The 18,942-nt window shown below is 68.0% G+C and carries 16 protein-coding genes; 6 read left to right on the forward strand and 10 right to left on the reverse strand.

Going from position 1 to position 18,942, the window contains the following annotated elements; all coding sequences use genetic code 11:
* Positions 1-40 precede the first annotated feature (40 nt).
* Positions 41-1,420, forward strand: a complete 1,380-nt coding sequence (locus tag ACZ5Z2_RS16045) for a S41 family peptidase (protein WP_464759559.1) — start codon at positions 41-43, stop codon at positions 1,418-1,420.
* Positions 1,421-1,446: 26 nt separating this feature from the next.
* Positions 1,447-1,839, forward strand: a complete 393-nt coding sequence (locus tag ACZ5Z2_RS16050; RefSeq protein ID WP_464759560.1) for a VOC family protein — start codon at positions 1,447-1,449, stop codon at positions 1,837-1,839.
* 117 nt (positions 1,840-1,956) lie between these two features.
* Here the strand turns inward: ACZ5Z2_RS16050 and ACZ5Z2_RS16055 are convergent, their stop codons facing one another.
* Both ACZ5Z2_RS16055 and ACZ5Z2_RS16060 read right to left on the reverse strand, forming a co-directional pair.
* Positions 1,957-3,150 (reverse strand): class I SAM-dependent methyltransferase, encoded by a 1,194-nt coding sequence (locus tag ACZ5Z2_RS16055; protein WP_464759562.1) that lies wholly within the window; start codon positions 3,148-3,150, stop codon positions 1,957-1,959.
* A 313-nt stretch (positions 3,151-3,463) separates the two neighbouring features.
* On the reverse strand, positions 3,464-5,647 hold the full coding sequence (locus tag ACZ5Z2_RS16060) for a TonB-dependent receptor (RefSeq protein ID WP_464759563.1): 2,184 nt from the start codon (positions 5,645-5,647) through the stop codon (positions 3,464-3,466).
* 205 nt (positions 5,648-5,852) lie between these two features.
* Between ACZ5Z2_RS16060 and ACZ5Z2_RS16065 the strand changes: the two genes are divergently transcribed.
* Positions 5,853-6,581, forward strand: coding sequence for a hypothetical protein (locus ACZ5Z2_RS16065; protein WP_464759564.1), 729 nt, complete (start codon positions 5,853-5,855; stop codon positions 6,579-6,581).
* 60 nt (positions 6,582-6,641) lie between these two features.
* Complete coding sequence (locus tag ACZ5Z2_RS16070) at positions 6,642-7,388, forward strand: pteridine reductase (RefSeq protein ID WP_464759566.1); 747 nt, start codon at positions 6,642-6,644, stop codon at positions 7,386-7,388.
* A 1-nt stretch (position 7,389) separates the two neighbouring features.
* On the opposite strand, the gene ACZ5Z2_RS16075 is transcribed toward ACZ5Z2_RS16070, so the two are convergent.
* From ACZ5Z2_RS16075 to folB, 4 genes are all read right to left on the reverse strand, one after another.
* A complete protein-coding gene (locus ACZ5Z2_RS16075) occupies positions 7,390-8,247 on the reverse strand; it encodes a DUF6159 family protein (protein ID WP_464759567.1) in 858 nt (285 codons plus the stop codon).
* A 69-nt stretch (positions 8,248-8,316) separates the two neighbouring features.
* The gene (folK, locus tag ACZ5Z2_RS16080) at positions 8,317-8,799 is read right to left on the reverse strand and encodes a 2-amino-4-hydroxy-6-hydroxymethyldihydropteridine diphosphokinase (protein ID WP_464759568.1); all 483 of its coding nucleotides are present in this window, start codon (positions 8,797-8,799) and stop codon (positions 8,317-8,319) included.
* The gene (locus tag ACZ5Z2_RS16085; RefSeq protein ID WP_464759569.1) at positions 8,799-10,049 is read right to left on the reverse strand and encodes a mechanosensitive ion channel family protein; all 1,251 of its coding nucleotides are present in this window, start codon (positions 10,047-10,049) and stop codon (positions 8,799-8,801) included. Before ACZ5Z2_RS16085 ends, folK begins: the two co-directional genes overlap by 1 nt.
* Before the next feature lie 120 nt (positions 10,050-10,169).
* Positions 10,170-10,529, reverse strand: a complete 360-nt coding sequence (gene folB, locus ACZ5Z2_RS16090) for a dihydroneopterin aldolase (protein ID WP_464759570.1) — start codon at positions 10,527-10,529, stop codon at positions 10,170-10,172.
* Between the two features lie 119 nt (positions 10,530-10,648).
* On the opposite strand from folB, the gene ACZ5Z2_RS16095 reads away from it, so the two are divergent.
* A complete protein-coding gene (locus ACZ5Z2_RS16095; RefSeq protein ID WP_464759571.1) occupies positions 10,649-11,059 on the forward strand; it encodes an OsmC family protein in 411 nt (136 codons plus the stop codon).
* 85 nt (positions 11,060-11,144) lie between these two features.
* Here ACZ5Z2_RS16095 and ACZ5Z2_RS16100 read toward each other — a convergent pair whose 3' ends face one another.
* The 3 genes from ACZ5Z2_RS16100 to ACZ5Z2_RS16110 are packed head-to-tail and all read right to left on the reverse strand — an operon-like array spanning position 11,145 to position 15,659.
* Positions 11,145-12,944 (reverse strand): hypothetical protein, encoded by a 1,800-nt coding sequence (locus ACZ5Z2_RS16100; protein WP_464759573.1) that lies wholly within the window; start codon positions 12,942-12,944, stop codon positions 11,145-11,147.
* A complete protein-coding gene (locus tag ACZ5Z2_RS16105) occupies positions 12,941-13,816 on the reverse strand; it encodes a hypothetical protein (RefSeq protein WP_464759574.1) in 876 nt (291 codons plus the stop codon). Before ACZ5Z2_RS16105 ends, ACZ5Z2_RS16100 begins: the two co-directional genes overlap by 4 nt.
* Positions 13,817-13,847: 31 nt before the next feature.
* Positions 13,848-15,659 carry a type IV secretory system conjugative DNA transfer family protein gene (locus ACZ5Z2_RS16110; protein ID WP_464759575.1) on the reverse strand — a complete coding sequence of 604 codons (1,812 nt, stop codon included), beginning with the start codon at positions 15,657-15,659 and terminating at the stop codon, positions 13,848-13,850.
* Positions 15,660-15,979: 320 nt separating this feature from the next.
* On the opposite strand from ACZ5Z2_RS16110, the gene dbpA reads away from it, so the two are divergent.
* Positions 15,980-17,371, forward strand: coding sequence for an ATP-dependent RNA helicase DbpA (dbpA, locus tag ACZ5Z2_RS16115; RefSeq protein WP_464759576.1), 1,392 nt, complete (start codon positions 15,980-15,982; stop codon positions 17,369-17,371).
* A 236-nt stretch (positions 17,372-17,607) separates the two neighbouring features.
* Here the strand turns inward: dbpA and ACZ5Z2_RS16120 are convergent, their stop codons facing one another.
* A complete protein-coding gene (locus ACZ5Z2_RS16120; protein ID WP_464759577.1) occupies positions 17,608-18,855 on the reverse strand; it encodes a TIGR03862 family flavoprotein in 1,248 nt (415 codons plus the stop codon).
* Between the last annotated feature and the right edge of the window lie 87 nt (positions 18,856-18,942).

Here is an 18,942-nt window from a genome sequence, read left to right on the forward strand (position 1 = left end):
TCGCGCGATGGCTTCATCCCCCTTTCCCCCGGAGCGTTCCATGCGGTTTCCCACCTACAGCCTGTGCGCCCTGCTGCTGGCGGCGCCGTTCGCGCATGCGCAGACCGCGCCGGCGCCCGCCGCCAGCGCGCCCGAGCCGCCCACCGACCTGCCCGCCACCCACGTGCGCGCCGACGCTGCCGCCAAGGGCGCCGACGCCCAGCCCAGCCTCGACGACATCCGCCGCTTCAGCCGCGTCTACGACATCGTGCGCCAGGCCTACGTGGAGCCGGTGGGCAACAAGGAACTGATGAAGGACGCGATCACCGGCATGCTCGCCGGCCTCGACCCGCACAGCGAATACCTCGACAAGGACGGCCTGGCCCAGCTCGACGAGGACACCACCGGCCAGTACAGCGGCCTCGGCATCGAGGTGCTGGAGCAGGACGGCGGCCTGCTGATCGTCACGCCCATCGACGACACGCCCGCCTCGCGCGCCGGCATCAAGCCCGGCGACAGCATCGTGAAGATCGACGGCGTGCTGGTCGACCCGCAGAACGTGGACGAGATGTTCAAGAAACTGCGCGGCAAGCCCGGCAGCAAGATCACGCTGACCATCGTGCACAAGGACAGCGACAAGCCGGTGGACATGCACCTGGTGCGCGAGAACATCGCGATCACCAGCGTCAAGGTGCGCCAGCTCGAACCCGGCTACGACTACATCCGCATCACCCAGTTCCAGAGCGACACCGCGCCCGACCTCGAGCGCAAGCTAGGCGCGCTGATCGCCAAGGACGGCGCGCCCAAGGGCGCCGTGCTCGACCTGCGCAACAACCCCGGCGGCCTGCTCACCGCCGCGGTGGGCGTCAGCGACGACTTCCTCGATGCCGGCACCATCGTCACCACGCGCGGGCGACTGGCCGACTCCAACATGAGCTTCAGCGCACATCCCGGCGACCTGCTGAACGGCGCGCCGCTGGTGGTGCTGGTGAACCACGGCACCGCCTCCGCCGCCGAGATCGTCTCCGGCGCGCTGAAGGACAACCACCGCGCCCTGCTGATGGGCCAGCGCACCTTCGGCAAGGGCGTGGTGCAAACCGTGCTGCCGCTGGACGCCGACCACGCGGTGAAGATCACCACCGCGCGCTACTACACGCCCAACGGCACCTCGATCCAGGCCGAGGGCATCAAGCCCGACATCGCGCTGGCCGAGCTCGACGTGCGCAAGGCCGACGCCGCGCCTGCGCTGGTCGACTCCGAGGCCGACCTGCCCCACCACCTCGCCAACCAGAACGCCAAGGCCAGCGCCGACATCGACAACGACGGCAGCGCCGCCGCCACCAAGCTCGCCACCAGCGACTACGCGCTGTCGCAGGCGCTCAACGTGCTGAAGGGCATGGCGCTTGGGCGCGGGGCGGCGGCAACGCCAGCCGCGCAATAGCACACAGCGCCACAAGGAACGTCGCCATGCCCAGCCGGCCTCCAGCCGCCGCCGTCCTGTACGCCAAGGACATCGCCAAGGTCGGCCATTTCTACGCGAACGTCGCCGGCCTTCGGCTCGCGCACGAGGAACAGGATCACCTCGTGCTTGAGTCGGACGCCTTCCAGCTCGTGGTCGTCGCGATACCAGGCAAACGCGCGGCATCCATCCACATCGCGGAGCCGCCGCAACGCCGAGAAAACACGGCCATCAAGCTGGTTTTCCCGGTCGCCAGCCTCGCAGCGGCGCGCGCGGCGGCGGCATCGCACGGCGGCCAGCTCAACTCCACCTCGCGCGAATGGGTGTTCCAGGACACGCGCGTCTGCGACGGCCACGACCCGGAAGGGAACGTGGTGCAGTTCCGCGAGCGCGCAGGCTGACACGCCGAAAGCAAGAACCACGCAATCCGTAGGCCGGGATCTATCCCCGCTCGGCGACCCTGTTGCCTGGATGTGACGGGATGAAGCCCGCGGGCTATCGCGCGCTACAGCTCGTTCCTAAAGCCGCCCGCCCTGATCCGCTTCCAGCAACTCCGCCGGCAGCGGCAGCATGTCCATGCCGCGCGCGAACAGCATTGCCTGGAAGCGCTCGCCCATCCGGTCGGGCAAGGTGAGCCGCTTCACCTCCTGCGCCAGCCGGTAGCGCTCCGCCTCGTCGGCGGCCTGCGCGCTGGCGTTCTCGAAAACTTCCTGCAAGCCGCTGGCGATCAGGAACTGCGCCTGCGGCAGGTAGGCGGCCACGCCGAAACCCGCGCTGTTGCCGGCCTCGGCCAGCGCGGTGAAGTCCACCGAGGCGGTGAGGTCGTTGAGGCCGGGCAGCCACAGCGGATCGGCGTGCGCGTGGTGGCGGTAGTGCGCCATCAGCGTGCCGTCGCGGCGTTCCGGCTGGTAGAACTCGCGGCGCACGTAGCCGTAGTCGATGAACAGCAGCATGCCGGCTTCCAGCGAACCGGCCACCGCCTGCAGCCAGTACGGCAGCTGCGGCAGGATCTCGCTGCGGTAGCCGTCGGCGAATTCCTCGCCGAGGTCGCGCTCGACGTGGCGCACCGCGCCGGCCACCAGCGCGTCGGCGGGGCGCTCCACGCGCATCAGCCGGCCTTCGCCATCCAGCGCCACGTGTTCCTCGTACACCTCGCCGCCCTTCATCGCGATGCGCGTGGTGGGCAGCGCGTCGATCACCTCGTTGGCGAACAGCACGCCGCGCCAGCCGTGGTTGGGCGGGCCATCCAGCCAGCGCACGCGCGCGTTGACCTCGGCCGGCAGCGCGGCGGCGAGGCGTTCGCGCTGGCGCTCGCGCAGGTCGGCGCTGGGTTCGAGGATCAGGTAGCGGTGCGGCAGGCTGCCGGCTTCGGCGAGGGCCTTCAGCGCCGCTTCCGCGAACGCGCCGCTGCCGCCGCCCAGCTCGAGGAAACTCGCGCCGTCGCCCAGGGTGTCCAGCACCGGCGCCACCACGTTCGCCACGCAGCGCGCGAACAGTTCGCCCAGCTCCGGCGCGGTGACGAAATCGCCCGCCTCGCCGAACTTGGTCTTGCCCGCGCTGTAGTAGCCCAGCCCCGGTGCGTACAGGCAGCGCTCCATGAACTGCGAGAACGGCATCGGGCCGTGCGCGGCGATGTGCTCGCGCAGGTGCTGCAGCAGGCGGTCGGAATGCGCGCGCTCGTCGGCGCCGGGTTCGGGAAGGCGGGAGGACATGCGGGCGACCGGTTCGGCAAAGCGGCAAGGATAGCCGATGCGTCGGCAAGGGCCGTCTGCCGCCACACGCCGTTCGCCGATGCCTTCCGTTCGTCCTGAACGCAGCGAACACATCATCCGTTCGCCCTGAGCGTAGCGAAGCGGAGTCGAAGGGCTCGGCGGGCGTTTCGACTCCGCTTCGCTACGCTCAACGCGAACGGTTGGGATTGAATCGGGCTTTCGCTAGGTTGGCCCCTCACCCCGGCCCTCTCCCCAGAGGGGAGAGGGAGGAACAGCACGGCCTCACCAAAGGGGAGAGGGAGCAAGGCCGGGGTCAGAAATCCTTCTGCAGGCTGAGGTACACGCCGCGGCGCGGGCCGAACTGCGGCGCGCCCACACCCACGCCGGTGCCATCGCGCAGCTCGTAGGTGCGATCCAGCGCGTTGATCAGCGCGAGCCGGGCGTGCAGCTTGCCGATGGCATCGAAGTTGAAGTCGTGCGAGACATTGAGGTTGAGCTGGAAGTAGGCCGGCATGCGCGCGCCGTTCGGCACCGCGCCGTCGCGGCGCAGGCCGGTGCCGAACAGGTAGTCCGCGCCCACCTTGGTGTTGTCGCCCAGCGCATAGTTGAGGCCGCCGGAGGAGGTGTATTTCTGGTCATGGTCGAGGTAGATGTAGTTGCCGGCGATGTACGCCAGGTCATCGGGGCTGAAGTTGTACTGGCTGGTGACCACGTCCTTGCCCATCGCCTTGCTCCAGGCAAAGTTGAAATAGCCCGTCCACGGGCCGTTGTCGTAGTTGGCGGTGAACTCCGTGCCGGCCACGCGGCCGTACTTGTAGTTGAAGGTCGAGTAGACCAGCGCGGCACCGAACTGGCCTTCGTCCTGCAGGTTGTGCACTTCGCGGTAGTAGGTGTCCAGGCCCAGCGTCCAGGCGCTGCCGAGATTCTGCGAGATGCCCAGGTCGAAGTAGTCCGAACGCTCTGCCAGCGGCGTGTCGTCGCCGTAGTCCTTCACCGTGTTGGTGGTGCCGGCGAAGGCCGCGATGTTCGCGGTACTGATCAGCTCGGTGGCCGGCGGCGTGAAGTAGCGCGAATAGCCGGCGTGCACGGTGGTGTTTCCGCCCGCCTGCCAGACCACCCCTACACGGGGACTGAGCTGACTCTGCGTGGTGCCGAAGGCTTTGTACACGTCGCCGCGCAAGCCGTAGTTCACCGTCCAGTCCTGGCCGATGCTCCACTCGTCCTGCACGTAGGCCGACCACGTCTTGGCGACGATCTGGTCGCTGGTGAAGATGCCGAACGGCGTGGTGCTGGCCTGGTTGCCGTCGGCGTCGACCGGGAACACCAGCGTGTCGGTGTTGGTGACGGCGCGGTCGAAGCTGCCGTACACGCCGTAGCGCAAGGTGTGAGTGTCGCTGAGCGGCGTAGAGAAATCCGCCTGCAGCGTGCTGGCGCGATCCGCCTGGTCGATGGCGCCGGCCACGCCGTTGAACATCAGGTCGCCGATGTCGTCGGGCAGGTACTGCAGGCCGCTGTAGCGCTGGCCCAGCGACACCTGGTAGTCGGTGCCGCCCAGCTTGCCCTGCAGCGACAACACGCCGAAGCGGGTCTGCTCGTCCTGCTGCTCGTTCAACTTGGCGGAGTCGAAGTCGGTGACATCGAGGTAGCCGAACTGCGGCGCCTTGCCCGGGTTGTCCGGGATCTGGAAGCGGTTGTTGGCGAAGCCGAACATGAAGCTCAGCCGCGTGTCGTTGTCGATCAGGTAGGTGATGTCGCCGAAGCCCTTGATCTGGTTGGTGTGGTCGTGGATCGGCTTGCGGCTGGCGGTGGGGTTCTCGATGCCGACGTCGTTCTGCATGTAGTTGGCGGTGAAGTAGGCGCTCCAGTTGCCGCTGTTGCCCCACAGCGAGACGTTCGGGTTGAAGGTGCCGAACGAGCCGCCGGTGACGCCGATGCTGCCGCCGTTGCCGAGGTCGGCGCCGCTCCTGGTGGTGATGTCCACCACGGCAGCGGTGCGCAGGCCGTATTCGGCGGGCAGCGCGCCGTCGAGCAGGCTCATGCTCTGGATCGCGCGCGCGTCCAGCGTCTGGCCGAAGCCGGAGATCGACTCGGGGATGATCACGCCATTGATGCGGTACTGCAGGTTGGCGTGATCGCCGCGCACATGCAGTTGCCCGTAGGAATCCTGCACCACACCGGGCGCCTGCAGCGCCACCTGGTTCAGCGGGGTGGAGGCGCCCAGCGGCAGCGCCTGGATGTCCTTGGCGTCGATCACGTACTGGCTGGAGCCGGTATCGGGCGAGAGTGCGTTGCGCGCCTGATCCAGCGCGGCCGAGACGCTGATGCCGCTGAGATCCTTCACCTTCGGCGCGGGCTTGTTGCGCGTGCCGCGCGGCTGGCCGCCGTCGGTGGGCGTATCGCTGCCCGCGGCGGCGGGCGTGGTATCGGCGGCGCGCACGTGGGTGGAGAACACGCACAGCGCGGCGGCAAGGCTCAGGGCAAGCGGGGAAAGCTTCATGGTTCGGGATTCCGGTTCCGGGGCGATGGACTGGCGGTATGACCGCGCCAGTGACTGTAATGTTATAACATTACTATCACCGGGTCCAACCCGACCTGGGCCACAAGTCATGCTTGTCCGGTGCCATGCGCCCATTGATCCGGGCTTCATGCCGCCGCCCTAGACTGGCTTCTCCACGTGCCTTGCCGGCATCCAGGAGCGCGCCATGAGCAAGTCAAGCGACAGTCGCCAGGTTCCCGCCGTGATCGGCGGGCAGGAGGAGGCCAACCGCGTCACCCAGGCCATCCTCGACTTCATCAGCCGCATCCCCGCCAGCAAGGTGGACGGCGCGGACGACCCGCAAGCCAGGGCGCGCCAGATCGCCAGCCGCGCCGCCCAGCGCGCCGCGCTCACCTCCGGCACCCTGGCGCTGCCGCCGGGGCCGCTGGGCTGGCTCACCGTGCTGCCGGAGCTGATGGCGATCTGGCGGATCCAGGCGCAGATGGTCAGCGACATCGCCGCCGCCTACGGCCGCCACACCGAACTCGGGCGCGAGCAGATGCTGTACTGCCTGTTCCGCCACACCGCGGCGCAGGCCTTCCGCGACCTGGTGGTGCGCATGGGCGACCGCCTGCTGTTCCGGCGCATGTCGTTCGCCGTGGTGGAACGCGTCGCCAAGCAGCTCGGCGTGAAGCTCAGCCGGCGCGCGGTGGGCGAGGGCCTGTCGCGCTGGCTGCCAGTGGTCGGCGCGCTGGGCGTGGGCGCCTACGCCTACTACGACACCGGACAGGTGGCCGCCACCACCATCGAGCTGTTCAGCCATGGCATCGAGCACGAAGGCGATGAAGCACCCGACGCCGCGCCGGCACCACGCACCGCCTCGCGCGTGCGCAAGCTTGCCGGCGCCGCGCGCAAGGCCGTCGCGCGCAAACACCCGCCGTCCGGCGATGCATGAGTGACGCACAGGTCGCTATCCGGCAAGCTCTCGCCATCCGTATCGCGCAGGAACCATCGCATGCCGCCTCGCCATCAACGCCCCGCCGCCCTGGTCACCGGCGCTGGCAAGCGCGTGGGCGCGGTGATCGCGCGCAGCCTGCACGCGGCCGGCTACGACCTCGCCCTGCATTGCCGCCGTTCGGTGGCGGAAACCGAAGCGCTTGCCGCCGAGCTTGAAGGCGCGCGCGCGGAAAGCACCCTCGTGCTGCAGGCCGAACTGGCCGACCCGCACGCGCCAGCCGCACTGGTCGACGCTGCGCTCGCGCGCTTCGGCCGGCTCGACGCGCTGGTCAACAACGCCTCGGCGTTCTTCCCCACGCCGGTCGGCACCGCCACCGTGGCGCAATGGAACGAGCTGTTCGCCTCGAACGCGCAGGCGCCGTTCTTCCTCGCGCAGGCCGCTACGCCCGCGCTGCGTACCGCACGCGGCGCCATCATCAACCTGGTGGACATCTACGCCGAGCGCGCGCTGGCGGATCATCCCGTCTACTGCATGGCCAAGGCCGCGCTGGCGGCGATGACGCGCGCGCTGGCGCTGGATCTCGCCCCCGACGTGCGCGTCAACGGCGTGGCGCCCGGCGCCGTGCTGTGGCCCAGCGACGGCAAGCCCTACGACGACCAGCAGGCGATGCTGGCCCGCACGCCACTGCAGCGCGCCGGCTCGCCCGAGGACGTGGCCGGCGCCGTGCTGTGGCTGCTGCGCGATGCGCCCTACGTGACCGGACAGATCGTCCGCGTCGACGGCGGGCGCACGCTCGCGGTGTGAATCAGCGCTTGGTGCGGAACGCCGATTCCAGCAGTGCCTGGTCGAAACCGCCGCTCACCTCGCCCGCCTCGGCATAGCGGTACAACGCAGCGGAATAGATGCCTTGCAAGGTGGATTGCACCAGCCCGAGCAGGATGAAGGCGAGCACCGCCAACACGCCCACCAGCACCATGGCGACGACCGACTGGGTGGCCGCCGCGCCGACCATCAGCACGCCGGCGAGCAGCACCACGAGGAGCATCACCAGGCCGGACACCACGCCCAGTCCCGCATTGCCGATCAGGTTCTCGCCCCAGGTGCGCTTGAGCAGTTCGACGCTGCGCTTCACCGCATCCATCGGGCCGATGCCCTCGCTGGCCAGCACCGGCACCACCAGGAAGGTGGCCACCGTCCACGCCAGGCCGAGCAGGCCCACCACGAAACGACCGATCAGGCCCAGGCGCTCCTGCAGCATGCGCAGCAGCAGCCCCACGGTGGCGGCGATCAGCGCGTAGCCGAAGATGCTGCCCAGGCGCGAACGCGCCAGCGCGAAACCCTCGGCCAGGCCGGCCGGCTCGCCGCGCAGGCGCGCCAGCGCCACGCCGACCAATGCAGTGTTGAAGAACACGATCACGAAATACTGCACGAGGTAGAACGCGAACAGCACCGCGTAATAGAGCGGCGGGAAGCGGCGCTCGCCGACATCGACATCGGCGTGATGACCGATCATGGCCAGCACCACCGGAACCAGGAAACTCGCCGCCACCACCATGCTGCACGCGCCCGCCAGCAGCGGGAACACCAGCAGCGACTTGTCCGCGCGCAACACCCCCGCGCTCGCTTTCATCAACGCCCAGCTGCGGGCGAACTTTCCGGCCATGTCCCCACCCTCCATGCGATTGGAGCCGCTTTTCTAGCACTGCCCGCGCGACGGCGACAGTGCAGGGTGTCAGAGCAGCTCGACCGACAGCGGCTCGTGCTCCTGCGGGAACGCGGCCCACAGCGCCGCCATCGTCTGCCCGGAGACGGGATGGCGCACCTGCGGCGCGATGTCGGCCAGCGGCTTCAGCACGAAGGCGTGCCGGAGCTCCTTGCGCGGTATCTGCAGGTGGCCGGGGCCGTCGATCACGCGCTCGCCGTACAGCACGATGTCCACGTCCAGCGTGCGGTCGGAGTAGCGCGGCACGTCGCGGCGGCGGCCGTGGCGATCCTCCAGCGCGTGCAGCCAGTCGTTGAGCGCCTGGGGCTCGAGGTCGGTGTCCAGGCCCACCGCGAGGTTGACGAAATCCGCGCCGTCGAAGCCCACCGACTTGCTGCGGTAGGCCGGCGACACGTCGAGCGCGCCGAAGCGCACGCGCAGTTCGTCCAGCGCCGCGTTGAGGTAGCGGCGCGGCTCCAGGTTGGAACCCAGGCTCAGGTAGACGCGGGCCATCACTGCCCCACCGGCGCGGAAGGCGGCGACTCCGCCGGCCCGCCGCCCGGCGACGCCAGCGCAACCCGCGTGTCGTAGCCGGACGGCAGCTGGTAGAGCCGCAGGCCGAACATGGGCAGCTGCGCGAACAGGTGGTCGAAGATGTCGGACTGGATGCCCTCGTACGCCTCCCACGCGGTAGTGCGGGTGAAGCAGTACAGCTCCAGCGGGATGCCCTGCGGGCCGTTGGCGAGCTGGCGCACCATGCAGGTCATCTGCGGATGGATGCCCGGATTCGCCTTCAGGTAGGCAAGCACGTAGGCGCGGAAGGCGCCGAGGTTGGTCGGCTGGCGGTTCCCGGCGGACGCAGCGTCGCTGCCGCCCGCGACGGCATCGCGCCAGCCTTCCAGGCAATCGCGCAGCAGGGGCAGCTGTGCACACCGCGCCAGGTCGTCCGCGTCGAGGAAGCGCACGCTGGACGCATCCAGGTACAGCGCCCGCTTGATGCGCCGCCCGCCCGATTCGAGCATGCCGCGCCAGTTCTGGTAGCTCTCGGCGATCAGCTTCCAGGTCGGCACGGTGACGATGGTGTTGTCGAAGTTGCGCACCTTCACCGTGTACAGCGTGATGTCCATGACGCTGCCGTCGGCGCCCGCGCCGGGCACGGTGATCCAGTCGCCCACCCGCAGCATGTCGTTGGAAGCCAGCTGCACGCCGGCCACGAAGCCGAGGATGGTGTCCTTGAAGATCAGCAGCAGCACCGCCGACATCGCGCCCAACCCCGACAGCAGCAGCCCCACCTGCTTGCCGGTGACCGCGGCGATGATGACCAGCGCCGCCACGATGAACAGCGCCAGCTTGACCAGCTGCACCAGCCCCTTGAGCGAACGCTGGCTGCCCTGCGGCGTGCGGCGGTACAGATCCTCCGCGGCCGACAGCGCCGCGCTGAGCGCCATCGCCAGGAAAAACACGAACAGCGCCATCGCCAGCTTGCCGATCAGCTGACCGTTGTCCGGCGAGACGCCGGGCACCCAGGCAATGCCGAACTGCACCACCACCGCCGGCACCATCCAGGCCAGCCACTTGAACGCGCCGTGCGCGAACAGCGCATCGCCCCACTTCCAGTCGGCGTAGCGGCTAGCCCCGCGCACGACGCGCGACAACACGAAGCGGGCGACCACACCTATCAGGCTGGCCGCGGCAAGCAGCACCAGCGCGCCGATCAAGGTGTGCATCCAGGGACGTTGCAGCAGGTCGTGCATGGAATTCATGTCGTCGGATTCTCCACGGTGGGCCGCGGGCATCGCGGCAGGCGGAATGCGCGGGCGTTCCCCGAGGCTCTGCCGCAGGCCGTCCCGGCGGAAGCGGATCGGCGGCGAACCGGCGCCACGCTATTGCGGCCGCGTGCCGCGCTCGATGCGCACGCCCACCGCCTTCGCGCCGCGCACCGCGCCGGGCTTGGAGAGCTTCAGCCGCACCCAGGCCACGCCGAACTCCTCGCGGATGATCGCGGCGCAATGCTCGGCCAGCGTCTCCACCAGGCCGAAGCTGGACGCGCCCACGTAGTCGATCAGCCGCTTGGACACGTCCTTGTAGTTCAGCGTGTGCGCGATGTCGTCGCTGGCGGCGGGCACGGTGTTGTCGAACGCCATCTCGATGTCGAACGCCAGCGTCTGCCGCACGCGGCGCTCCCAGTCGTAGATGCCGATCACGGCGTCGATGCGCAGGTCTTCGATGAAAACGATGTCCATGGGAATGCGTGGCCGGAACCGGGGCCGTACACGATCCGCGACCGTGCGCGCGGATGCAAGTCATGCCGGCATGCGGGCAACCGTGGTACACCACCCGTCACCGCCACCGGAGCATGCCGATGAACACGCCTCCCGCCGTTACCGCCACCCTCGCCGCCGCGCCCTATGCCGTGCGCCTCGCCGACGACCGCGGCCACAGCTGGCCAGCCGACGAGCCGCCCGCGCTGCATGGCGGCGACACCGGCCCCGACCCGCACCGCCTGCTGCTCTCAAGCCTCGGCGCCTGCACCGCGATCACGCTGAAGATGTACGCCGAGCGCAAGGGTTGGCCGCTGGAAGGCGTGGAGGTGACGCTGGATCTGAACCCCGATGGCACGCCGCCGCCCGGCAGCAACCGCATCGCCCGCCGCATCGCACTGCGCGGCGAACTGAGCGAGGAGCAGCGCGAACGCCTGCTGCAGATCGCCAATGCCTGCCCCATCCACAAGCTGCTGAGCGGCGAGATCCACATCGATTCGGCGCTGGAATAAAGGGGTATCCGGATTTCAGTGTGGGGCGGACGAGGGCTATTTCGATTGATGCGGCGCCTTGGCGCGTAGCCACGGATTCCCGACCTCACCGCCCGCCCATCACCGGCCCCTGCTGCGCTTGCATATCGATCTGCCGGAGTTGCTGCTGAACCTGCTGGTTGAGCAGGGCCTGCCCCGCGTCGAAATTCTGGATCTGCTGGATGGACTGCGCAGGTTGCGGTGAAGGCTGACCCACCTCCACGGCGGTGATGTTCGGCATCAACCCACCGGAAGCGAAGACGACGGAGTGGTTCTTCTCGATGAAGTGAACCTCCCGCAGGTTCTCGCCGGTGATCTTGTGGACATGGCAGGCTGCCGTAAACTGCAGCAGCCGGTTCTCGGAAGCCTCGGGAATGCGCCGTTGGAGTTCCTTGTACAGCGCGTGATCCGGGTTCTCCGGGTGGCGCGGGTCAGCGCGCGCATAGTCCGATCCGGCCGGGGCGCCAGCAAGCCTGCCGATCCCGTGAGCCTGCTCGATGGGTTGTCCGCCAGCCTGGATGCGCCGGTGATAGTCGTCGATGGCGCGGTTGACGAGATTGACCGCTCCGGCCTGGACGTCCGGATCGTGGATCCTCCTCACCGCTGCATCGGCGACCATGTGCGCGTCCTGTTCGACGGCGCCCCTGGCCGATTGCAGCTGGTCGCCAACGAAACGGGCGGCGGCGTCGACCGCCTCCCCATGCAGATGGGCCGCTTCGCCCACGCCGAAACCCGCCAGCGGCATCGCAGGGCTCAAGGGAATGGCGTACATCCCTGCTTCGCGGGCCGCCTTCGCCACGCGCTCGTCCTGGGCTTGCACGAACTGGCCACCCTCGTGCGCAACCTCGGCACCGAAGTGCAAACCCTGTTCCGCACCCCGCACGAGGCTGCTCTGTTCGATGGCGTGGCGTAGAGGCTGGTCGGCGTGCAGGGCGAGGTACTCGTCCACCTGCCGCTGGATGTCCGGCGGCAGGTGGACATGGCTCTCGGGCGCCTGCATCCGGCGCAACGCCAGGGACAATTCCCCATGCTCGCGGGAGACGTCGCCGCTGAAACGGTCGAAGGCGGCCTTGTTGTCCGCGTAGCGCTGCGCCGCCTCCTGGAAGCGATGGGGCGCCAGCACGTTGTCCGGGCCGTTGTGGAAATGGCCGACACCGTGGTCGCCCAGCCGCATCGCGATCAAGGCATTGGGCGGCGGCTCGCCGACGGGCGCATCCAGATAACGGCCATCGCGCAGGCTCTGCACGTCCTCCTGGCTGGCCAGCGGCACCACCGTGCCGATGTGCGGGTTGGCTGCGCTTACCACGTCGCCGGCCATGCGGTAATTGGTGAGGCGGCAGCCCGGCTGCGGCGGGCCGTCGGCCAGGCCCACGGCGCCGTAGGCGTTGAAGGTGGAACCGGTCAGGCCGTACTTCGCGGCCTCGATCTCGGCCAGCGTGCCGCCAAGGGAGTGGCCGGCGGCGGCGATCCGATCCTTGGAGATGCCCTGCTGCGCGGCCTTGGCGATCATCTCGGCCGTGAACCGATCCGCCGCCGCCTTCTGCGGATTGACGGTATCGCGCACCATCGTGGCATCGACGGCGATGTCCTGAAGGGTGGTGGGCGCGTGATCCTTTTTTTCCGCAAAGGTTCTGCCGGAAAACAGGCCGGGGTCAGTGCCGCGGTAGGCGATGATGACTTCATGCGGTACCGCCATGCTTTTATATGCAGTGCCGTGGAAACCGGTGACCGGGGCGTTCGCGTAGCCAAAGACTTGGTACCACTTCCCGTCCAGCTGCACTTTCTTGGGGATCCGAAGATCGCTCTGGGAACGATTGACATAGGAATCATTGGCTGCATCAGCACGCTCTTGGAGAGACGATGTCACGGCGTAATTTCCTTGACAGCGACGGAGGCCCGGAAATAAGCATCAGGGTGTTGAATTACTTCAGGATCTTCTGCGGTGAGGTCTGGAGCCCCGTATTGCGCGAAAGAACGGTCTCCATACACGCTCTTCTTGAAGTAGGTTGTTTCCGAACCCTCGTGCTGATGAGGCTCAAGTCCGATGGACCAGCCAAAGCTCACTCCCTGAGCGGTCGTGATGACACCAACGCTCGTGACATCCCAGTGGCACACGCCCAGCCCGGAGTAGTCCGCATCTTGCAAGGCATCCCGGTAGAAATAACCTCGCCACGTGTGGGCATCCACTCGGGTCAATTCAATGTCGATGTCAATGCTCGTAAGGCTCTGCACGCCAAAGAATGGAGCCACAGGCATGCATTTCACTATACCGTCATCAGCTTTCTCCAAGTCATACCCGATAGAGCCCCTGATCGAATCCCATGGCCCCGGCGCATCGGATGTGGCAATCACTTCGTAGCGCTTGACCGGGTGCGGGTTCTTGGCGGGATGTGCGGAATCGGGTTGGGAGCAGCCGGTCGCCAACGCCAGGGGCAGCAACGCCGCCGCGACCATCTGGTGCAGTTTCATCGGGTCGTCCTCTTGCTGGCGAGTCGCCATGGGGGTGATCGGTGGTGCGGCGTGCGGCAGATTCGGTTTGCGTTTGGGCTGCACGGGCAGGCCGCCGGGCGGAAGCGGGCCCAGCCGAGCGACCGTTTCCGCATTGATGATGGCCAGATCACGCAGCAGTTGTGCATCGTGGCCCAGGTCGCGGACGTTGCTCGTCTTCGGTCGATACGGGTTGTCGCCTGGGTCGTTCGGAGTGTGGTTCATCGGGTACGACTCTCGTGTCTTGTCCATGCGGGTTCGCATCGGCGGGTCAGGATGCAACCTACCGCGCCAGCAGCGTCGCCATGCGTGGCGGTGTTGGCGGGATCGCATCGGCCGCGGCCAGCCGCCGTGCCGGTGGTTCGATAACCACGGGCGGCAGCTTCGTCCATGCGGTGAAGGCCTTGTCCTTGAAGAACCAGTTCTTCTTCGCCCGGATCGGCTTGCAGCCTTCGTAGAAGATCAGCTCGTCGTCGCCCGGCAGTTCCTTGATCTCCTGCGGCAGGAACAACGCGCGCCTCTCCTCGGTGTAGTTGACCGATACCGTGGAGCCTTGGCCGCCCCCGCTGCTCCGGCTCTGGTGCCGCTTGCGGATCGTCTTGTAGCCGAGCATCTCGCTGTATTCGTTGGCGTCCCCTTGTTCGCGCGGTGCGAACACGATCTGCGCGCCGTGGTTAGTGATGAAGTTCTGCGCGTCGTGGTCGCCGTATACGGAGCGCAATTGCGAGCGGCTCTGCACGATGCACAGATCGCGCACGCCGTAACTGGCCGAGATCGAGATGCGCTTGGCCCACACGTCTACCCGGCCCATGGCGCTGAATTCGTCCATGAGCATCAGTACCTGGTACTTCAGCTCCGGTTCTTCGCCCAGTTGCTTGCCGAGGTTGTTGCCGATCACGCTGCTGAAGAAGATGTTGAGCAGCTTGCCCGACTCGTCCAGCTTGTTGGTGGGGATGTTGACGTACAGGGTGGTGGGCCGCTTGCGCAATGCGAGGATGTCGATGTCGGTCGCGTTGGTGGCTGCCGCCAGGATCGGGTTCAGGAACTGCTGCAGCGGCGCCTGCATGGTGGCAATCACGCTCGACTGCGTTTGCTCGGCCAGACCGGCGAGGTTGCTGAAGGCGGTGCGCGTCTGCGGGCTGAGCCAGGGGGAGTCCTTCGGCGCGGCGGTGATCCGTTGCAGCATCGCGCGGGTGCTTTCCCCCGGCGAGCCGGACGAGAACCGCAGGATGCGTTCGAAACTGGGGAAGTTGTCGGCGGTGTTCGCCTCGGGCCGCAGCGCGTCGGGCATGGCGAATTTGCTGCTGGCTTGCAGGTAGTGATCCCACGCCTCGAACAGGTACGAGGCAAAGGCGGTGAATGCCGCGCGGCTCATGGACGTCCAGAAAGGATCTTTACCCGGCTCGTCCGGGTAGAGGATGGCGGCGATGGTCTGGATTTCGCCGAGACGCTTGCCCGGATCCATGCCGTCCAGCAGGGTGAAGGGGTTGAAGCGGTGGGTGTGGCCCGCCTCGTCATACGGCGCCCACACGTGGATGGCCTGGCCCATCGCTTGCCGCTTGCCGCTGGTGGCCTTGAATAGCTCTCCCTTCAGGTCGAGCACGACCACCGATTGCTGGTAGGTCAACAGCACCGGAATAGCGATGGACGTCGTCTTGCCGCTTCGGGTCGGACTGATGCAGATGACGTGCTGCGCGCCGTTGAGCCAAAGGTACTGACCGCGGTATTTGCCGATGAGAATGCCCTGCGGCATCTGCTTGAGCAGACCGGCTTTCCTGAGGTCGCCCCGGTCGGCGAAACGGGCATCGCCATGCAGCGATTCGGTCTTGGGCTTGAGCAGCGGAATCAGCAGGATCAGCCACGCCAGCAGCGGCAGGCCGAAGCCGAGGCCGAGGCCGCCGGCCAGCTTGATCTTCATCGCATAGGGAGCGACCTGCGGCAGGTCGATGGCCTGGAAGTAACGCAGCCAGGTATTCCACGCCAGTGGCGCATCCACTTTCAGCAGCCACAGGACTAGCCAGTCGGCGAGGCAGAGGCCACCGGCCAGTGCCGCAGCAAGCAGCGCCACGACAAAAATCGACCTTCCCAGGCGCATCGTGCGCGTCCTCCCTGAAGGCGAAGCGCCGGTGCGGCGCTTCGCTGACCATCCCCTGCCCGTAGTGTCTCCAGCAGAAAACCTCGGTCAAGCGCGTGCGACACGATTCGTGAGTGACATCGCCGTCAAGGAGCAGTGCTGTTGTGCCGACGACAGGACGGGCCTTCCACACTACGAAGCGCGTTCCGGTCACATCGATTTGCGCAGATTCCTACGCACGGTGTCCAGCCGAGCGCTTCGGCGGGGTCAGGCGAAACCCACACTGAAATCCGGATACCGGAATAAAGCCGCGCCGCGCGGGCAGCGTGCGATCATGGCGCATGACCGCCTTCGCCACGCTCCTGCTCAAACCCGCCCTGCTCGCCAGCCTCGAAACCCTCGGCTATGCGGAAATGACGCCGGTGCAGGCGCAAAGCCTGCCGCCGATGCTGGCCGGCCGCGACGTGATCGCGCAGGCGCAGACCGGCAGCGGCAAGACCGCCGCGTTCGGCCTCGCCCTGCTGCAGGCGCTGCAGGTGGAGACGATCCGCCTGCAGGCATTGGTGCTGTGTCCCACGCGCGAGCTGGCCGACCAGGTCAGCAAGGCGATCCGCAAGCTCGCCGCCAACATCCCCAACGTGAAGCTGCTGACCCTGTGCGGCGGCATGCCGCTGGGGCCGCAGCTGGCCTCGCTTGCGCACGATCCGCACATCGTGGTCGGCACGCCCGGTCGCGTGCAGGAACACCTGAAGCGCGGCAGCCTGCACGGCGGCGGCATCCAGGTGCTGGTGCTGGATGAGGCCGACCGCATGCTGGACATGGGTTTCAGCGAGGCTATCGATGACATCGTCGGGCGCATCGCCAAGCACCACCAGACCCTGCTGTTCTCGGCCACCTACGCCGACGAGATCCGTCAGGTGAGCAAGCGCCTGCAGCGCGAGCCGGTGGAAGTGACGGTGGAAACGCCACACGAGGAAACCACCATCGAGCAGCGCTTCCACGAAGTGGAGCCGGCGCAGAAGCTGGACGCGCTGGCGCAACTGCTGGGCAAGGGCACGCTCAGCGCGGAACAGGCGCAGCACGCGCTGGTGTTCTGCAACATGCGCAAGGACGTCGATGCCGTGGCGCAGGAGCTGGATCGCCGCGGCTTCTCCGCGCTCGCCCTGCACGGCGACATGGAGCAGCGCGACCGCGACGAGGTGCTGGTGCAGTTCGCCAACCGCAGCTGCTGCGTGCTGGTCGCCACCGACGTGGCCGCGCGCGGCCTGGACATCGCGGCGCTGCCGCTGGTGCTGAGCTATGACATCGCGCACGACCCGGACACGCACACGCACCGCGTCGGCCGCACCGGGCGCGCCGGCGAGAACGGGCTCGCCATCACCCTGGTCACGCCGCGCGAGCGGCCCAAGGCGAAGAACATCGAGGAACAGCTCGGCCATCCGCTGCCCTGGCACCCGCTGCGCGTGTCGCCGCCACGCGGCAAGCAGCTCAACCTCGCTCCGATGAAGACCCTGGTGATCGACGCCGGCCGCCAGGACAAGCTGCGTCCCGGCGACATCCTCGGCGCGCTCACCGGCGACGCCGGACTGGAGGCGAAGGACATCGGCAAGATCGACGTGTTCGCCACCCGCGCCTACGTGGCGATCACGCGCGCGCTGGCGAGCAAGGCGCTGGAACGGCTGCGCGCGGGGCGCATCAAGGGGCGGAATTTCCGGGTGCGGGCGCTGGGGTGACTGGACGCGCGTGGCGGCTGCGCCCTGCCGTATCTGAAAACCGGGAACTTCCCCACTCGTCATTCCGGCGCGGATCGGACACCTCAAGCACTGCTCTGACCTTTGCTTCTGCGCGCAGGAGCTTGCAGCTTTGGTAGCCCTTGTGGCTGTTTCATGGCAAGCACCCGCCCCTCACCCCAACCCTTTCCCCGGAGGGGAGAGGGAGAACATCGAGGCACGGCTCGGCGGGTGCGGATTCAAGAGTCCACTTGTCGCTTCAGCCAATGCGCCGCAGCGCGCCCGGCCAGCAAGCCGCTGGCGAAGCAGGCGGTGAGCAGGTAGCCGCCGGTGGGCGCCTCCCAGTCCAGCATCTCGCCCGCGCAGAACACGCCGGGCCGCGCACGCAGCATCAGGCCGTCGTCCAGCGCCTCCAGCCGCACGCCGCCGGCGGTGCTGATCGCCTCGGCCAGCGGGCGCGGCGCGCGCAGCGTCAAAGGCAACGCCTTGATGCGTGCGGCAAGCACGGCCGGATCGGCGAGTGTGGCCTTGTCGGCATTCTCGAACACCAGCGCACATTTCGCCGCATCCAGGTGCGCGCGACGGCGCAGCCAGTCGCCGAGGCTATGCTTGCTGCGCGGTGCGGCGAGACGTTCGGCCAATGTGGCCTGCGCAACGCCAGGCGCAAGGTCGAGATGCAGCACCGCTTCGCCCTCCCGCGCGATGCGTTCGCGCAGGTCGGCGCCGATGGCGTAGACCAGGCTGCCCTCGATGCCGTATTCGCTGAGCACGCATTCGCCCTGGCGCGATTGCGCGACGCCATGGCGGTCGATCCACTGCGCCGCCACCGACTTCAGCGGCGCGCCGGCAAAGCGCGTGCGCAGATGTTCGCTCCACGCGATCTCGAAACCGCAGTTGGCGCTTTGCAGCGGCGCGATGTCGACGCCGGCGCCGCGCAACGGCGCCACCCACGCGCCGTCGGAACCGAGCCTGGGCCAGCTTGCGCCGCCCAGCGCCAGCAGCACGGCATCGGCCACAACGATGCGTTCGCCCTCCGGCGTGGCGAAGCGCAATGCGCCGTCGTCGCGCCAGCCTTGCCAGCGGTGATGCATGTGGAAGCCCACGCTCGACGCGCGCAAGCGGTGCAGCCAGCGGCGCAGCAAGGGCGCGGCCTTCATGTCGGCAGGGAACACGCGGCCCGAGCTGCCGACGAAGGTCTCCACGCCCAGCCCGCGCGCCCAGTCGCGCAGCGCGTCGGCGTCGAAGGCGCGCAGCCAGTGGGCGATCTCCTCGCGGCGTTCGCCGTAGCGCTCGACGAAGCGCGCGAACGGTTCGCCGTGGGTGAGGTTGAGCCCGCCCTTGCCGGCGAGCAGGAATTTCCGCCCCACCGAGCCCATGGCGTCGTACAGGTCGACCGCCAGCCCCGCGGCGCTGGCCGCCTCGGCCGCCATCAGCCCGGCCGGGCCGCCGCCGATGATGGCCAGTCGAACAGGAGGTGTCGAAGTCATCCGCGCATGGTCGCATGCGCACTGCACGCGATGCACGGCCGGCCGGCGTCGGCGCGATGAAGCGATCGGCCGGAACGCGCGCAAGAA

Source organism: Rhodanobacter sp. G1, from assembly GCF_055397855.1.

Bases quoted from the DNA above. Each gene is read 5' to 3' on its own strand.
- ACZ5Z2_RS16045 (WP_464759559.1), top strand. From the start codon at position 41: ATGCGGTTTCCCACCTACAGCCTGTGCGCCCTGCTGCTGGCGGCGCCG.
- ACZ5Z2_RS16050 (WP_464759560.1), top strand. From the start codon at position 1,447: ATGCCCAGCCGGCCTCCAGCCGCCGCCGTCCTGTACGCCAAGGACATC.
- ACZ5Z2_RS16055 (WP_464759562.1), bottom strand. From the start codon at position 3,150: ATGTCCTCCCGCCTTCCCGAACCCGGCGCCGACGAGCGCGCGCATTCC.
- ACZ5Z2_RS16060 (WP_464759563.1), bottom strand. From the start codon at position 5,647: ATGAAGCTTTCCCCGCTTGCCCTGAGCCTTGCCGCCGCGCTGTGCGTG.
- ACZ5Z2_RS16065 (WP_464759564.1), top strand. From the start codon at position 5,853: ATGAGCAAGTCAAGCGACAGTCGCCAGGTTCCCGCCGTGATCGGCGGG.
- ACZ5Z2_RS16070 (WP_464759566.1), top strand. From the start codon at position 6,642: ATGCCGCCTCGCCATCAACGCCCCGCCGCCCTGGTCACCGGCGCTGGC.
- ACZ5Z2_RS16075 (WP_464759567.1), bottom strand. From the start codon at position 8,247: ATGGCCGGAAAGTTCGCCCGCAGCTGGGCGTTGATGAAAGCGAGCGCG.
- folK (WP_464759568.1), bottom strand. From the start codon at position 8,799: ATGGCCCGCGTCTACCTGAGCCTGGGTTCCAACCTGGAGCCGCGCCGC.
- ACZ5Z2_RS16085 (WP_464759569.1), bottom strand. From the start codon at position 10,049: ATGAATTCCATGCACGACCTGCTGCAACGTCCCTGGATGCACACCTTG.
- folB (WP_464759570.1), bottom strand. From the start codon at position 10,529: ATGGACATCGTTTTCATCGAAGACCTGCGCATCGACGCCGTGATCGGC.
- ACZ5Z2_RS16095 (WP_464759571.1), top strand. From the start codon at position 10,649: ATGAACACGCCTCCCGCCGTTACCGCCACCCTCGCCGCCGCGCCCTAT.
- ACZ5Z2_RS16105 (WP_464759574.1), bottom strand. From the start codon at position 13,816: ATGGACAAGACACGAGAGTCGTACCCGATGAACCACACTCCGAACGAC.
- ACZ5Z2_RS16110 (WP_464759575.1), bottom strand. From the start codon at position 15,659: ATGCGCCTGGGAAGGTCGATTTTTGTCGTGGCGCTGCTTGCTGCGGCA.
- dbpA (WP_464759576.1), top strand. From the start codon at position 15,980: ATGACCGCCTTCGCCACGCTCCTGCTCAAACCCGCCCTGCTCGCCAGC.
- ACZ5Z2_RS16120 (WP_464759577.1), bottom strand. From the start codon at position 18,855: ATGACTTCGACACCTCCTGTTCGACTGGCCATCATCGGCGGCGGCCCG.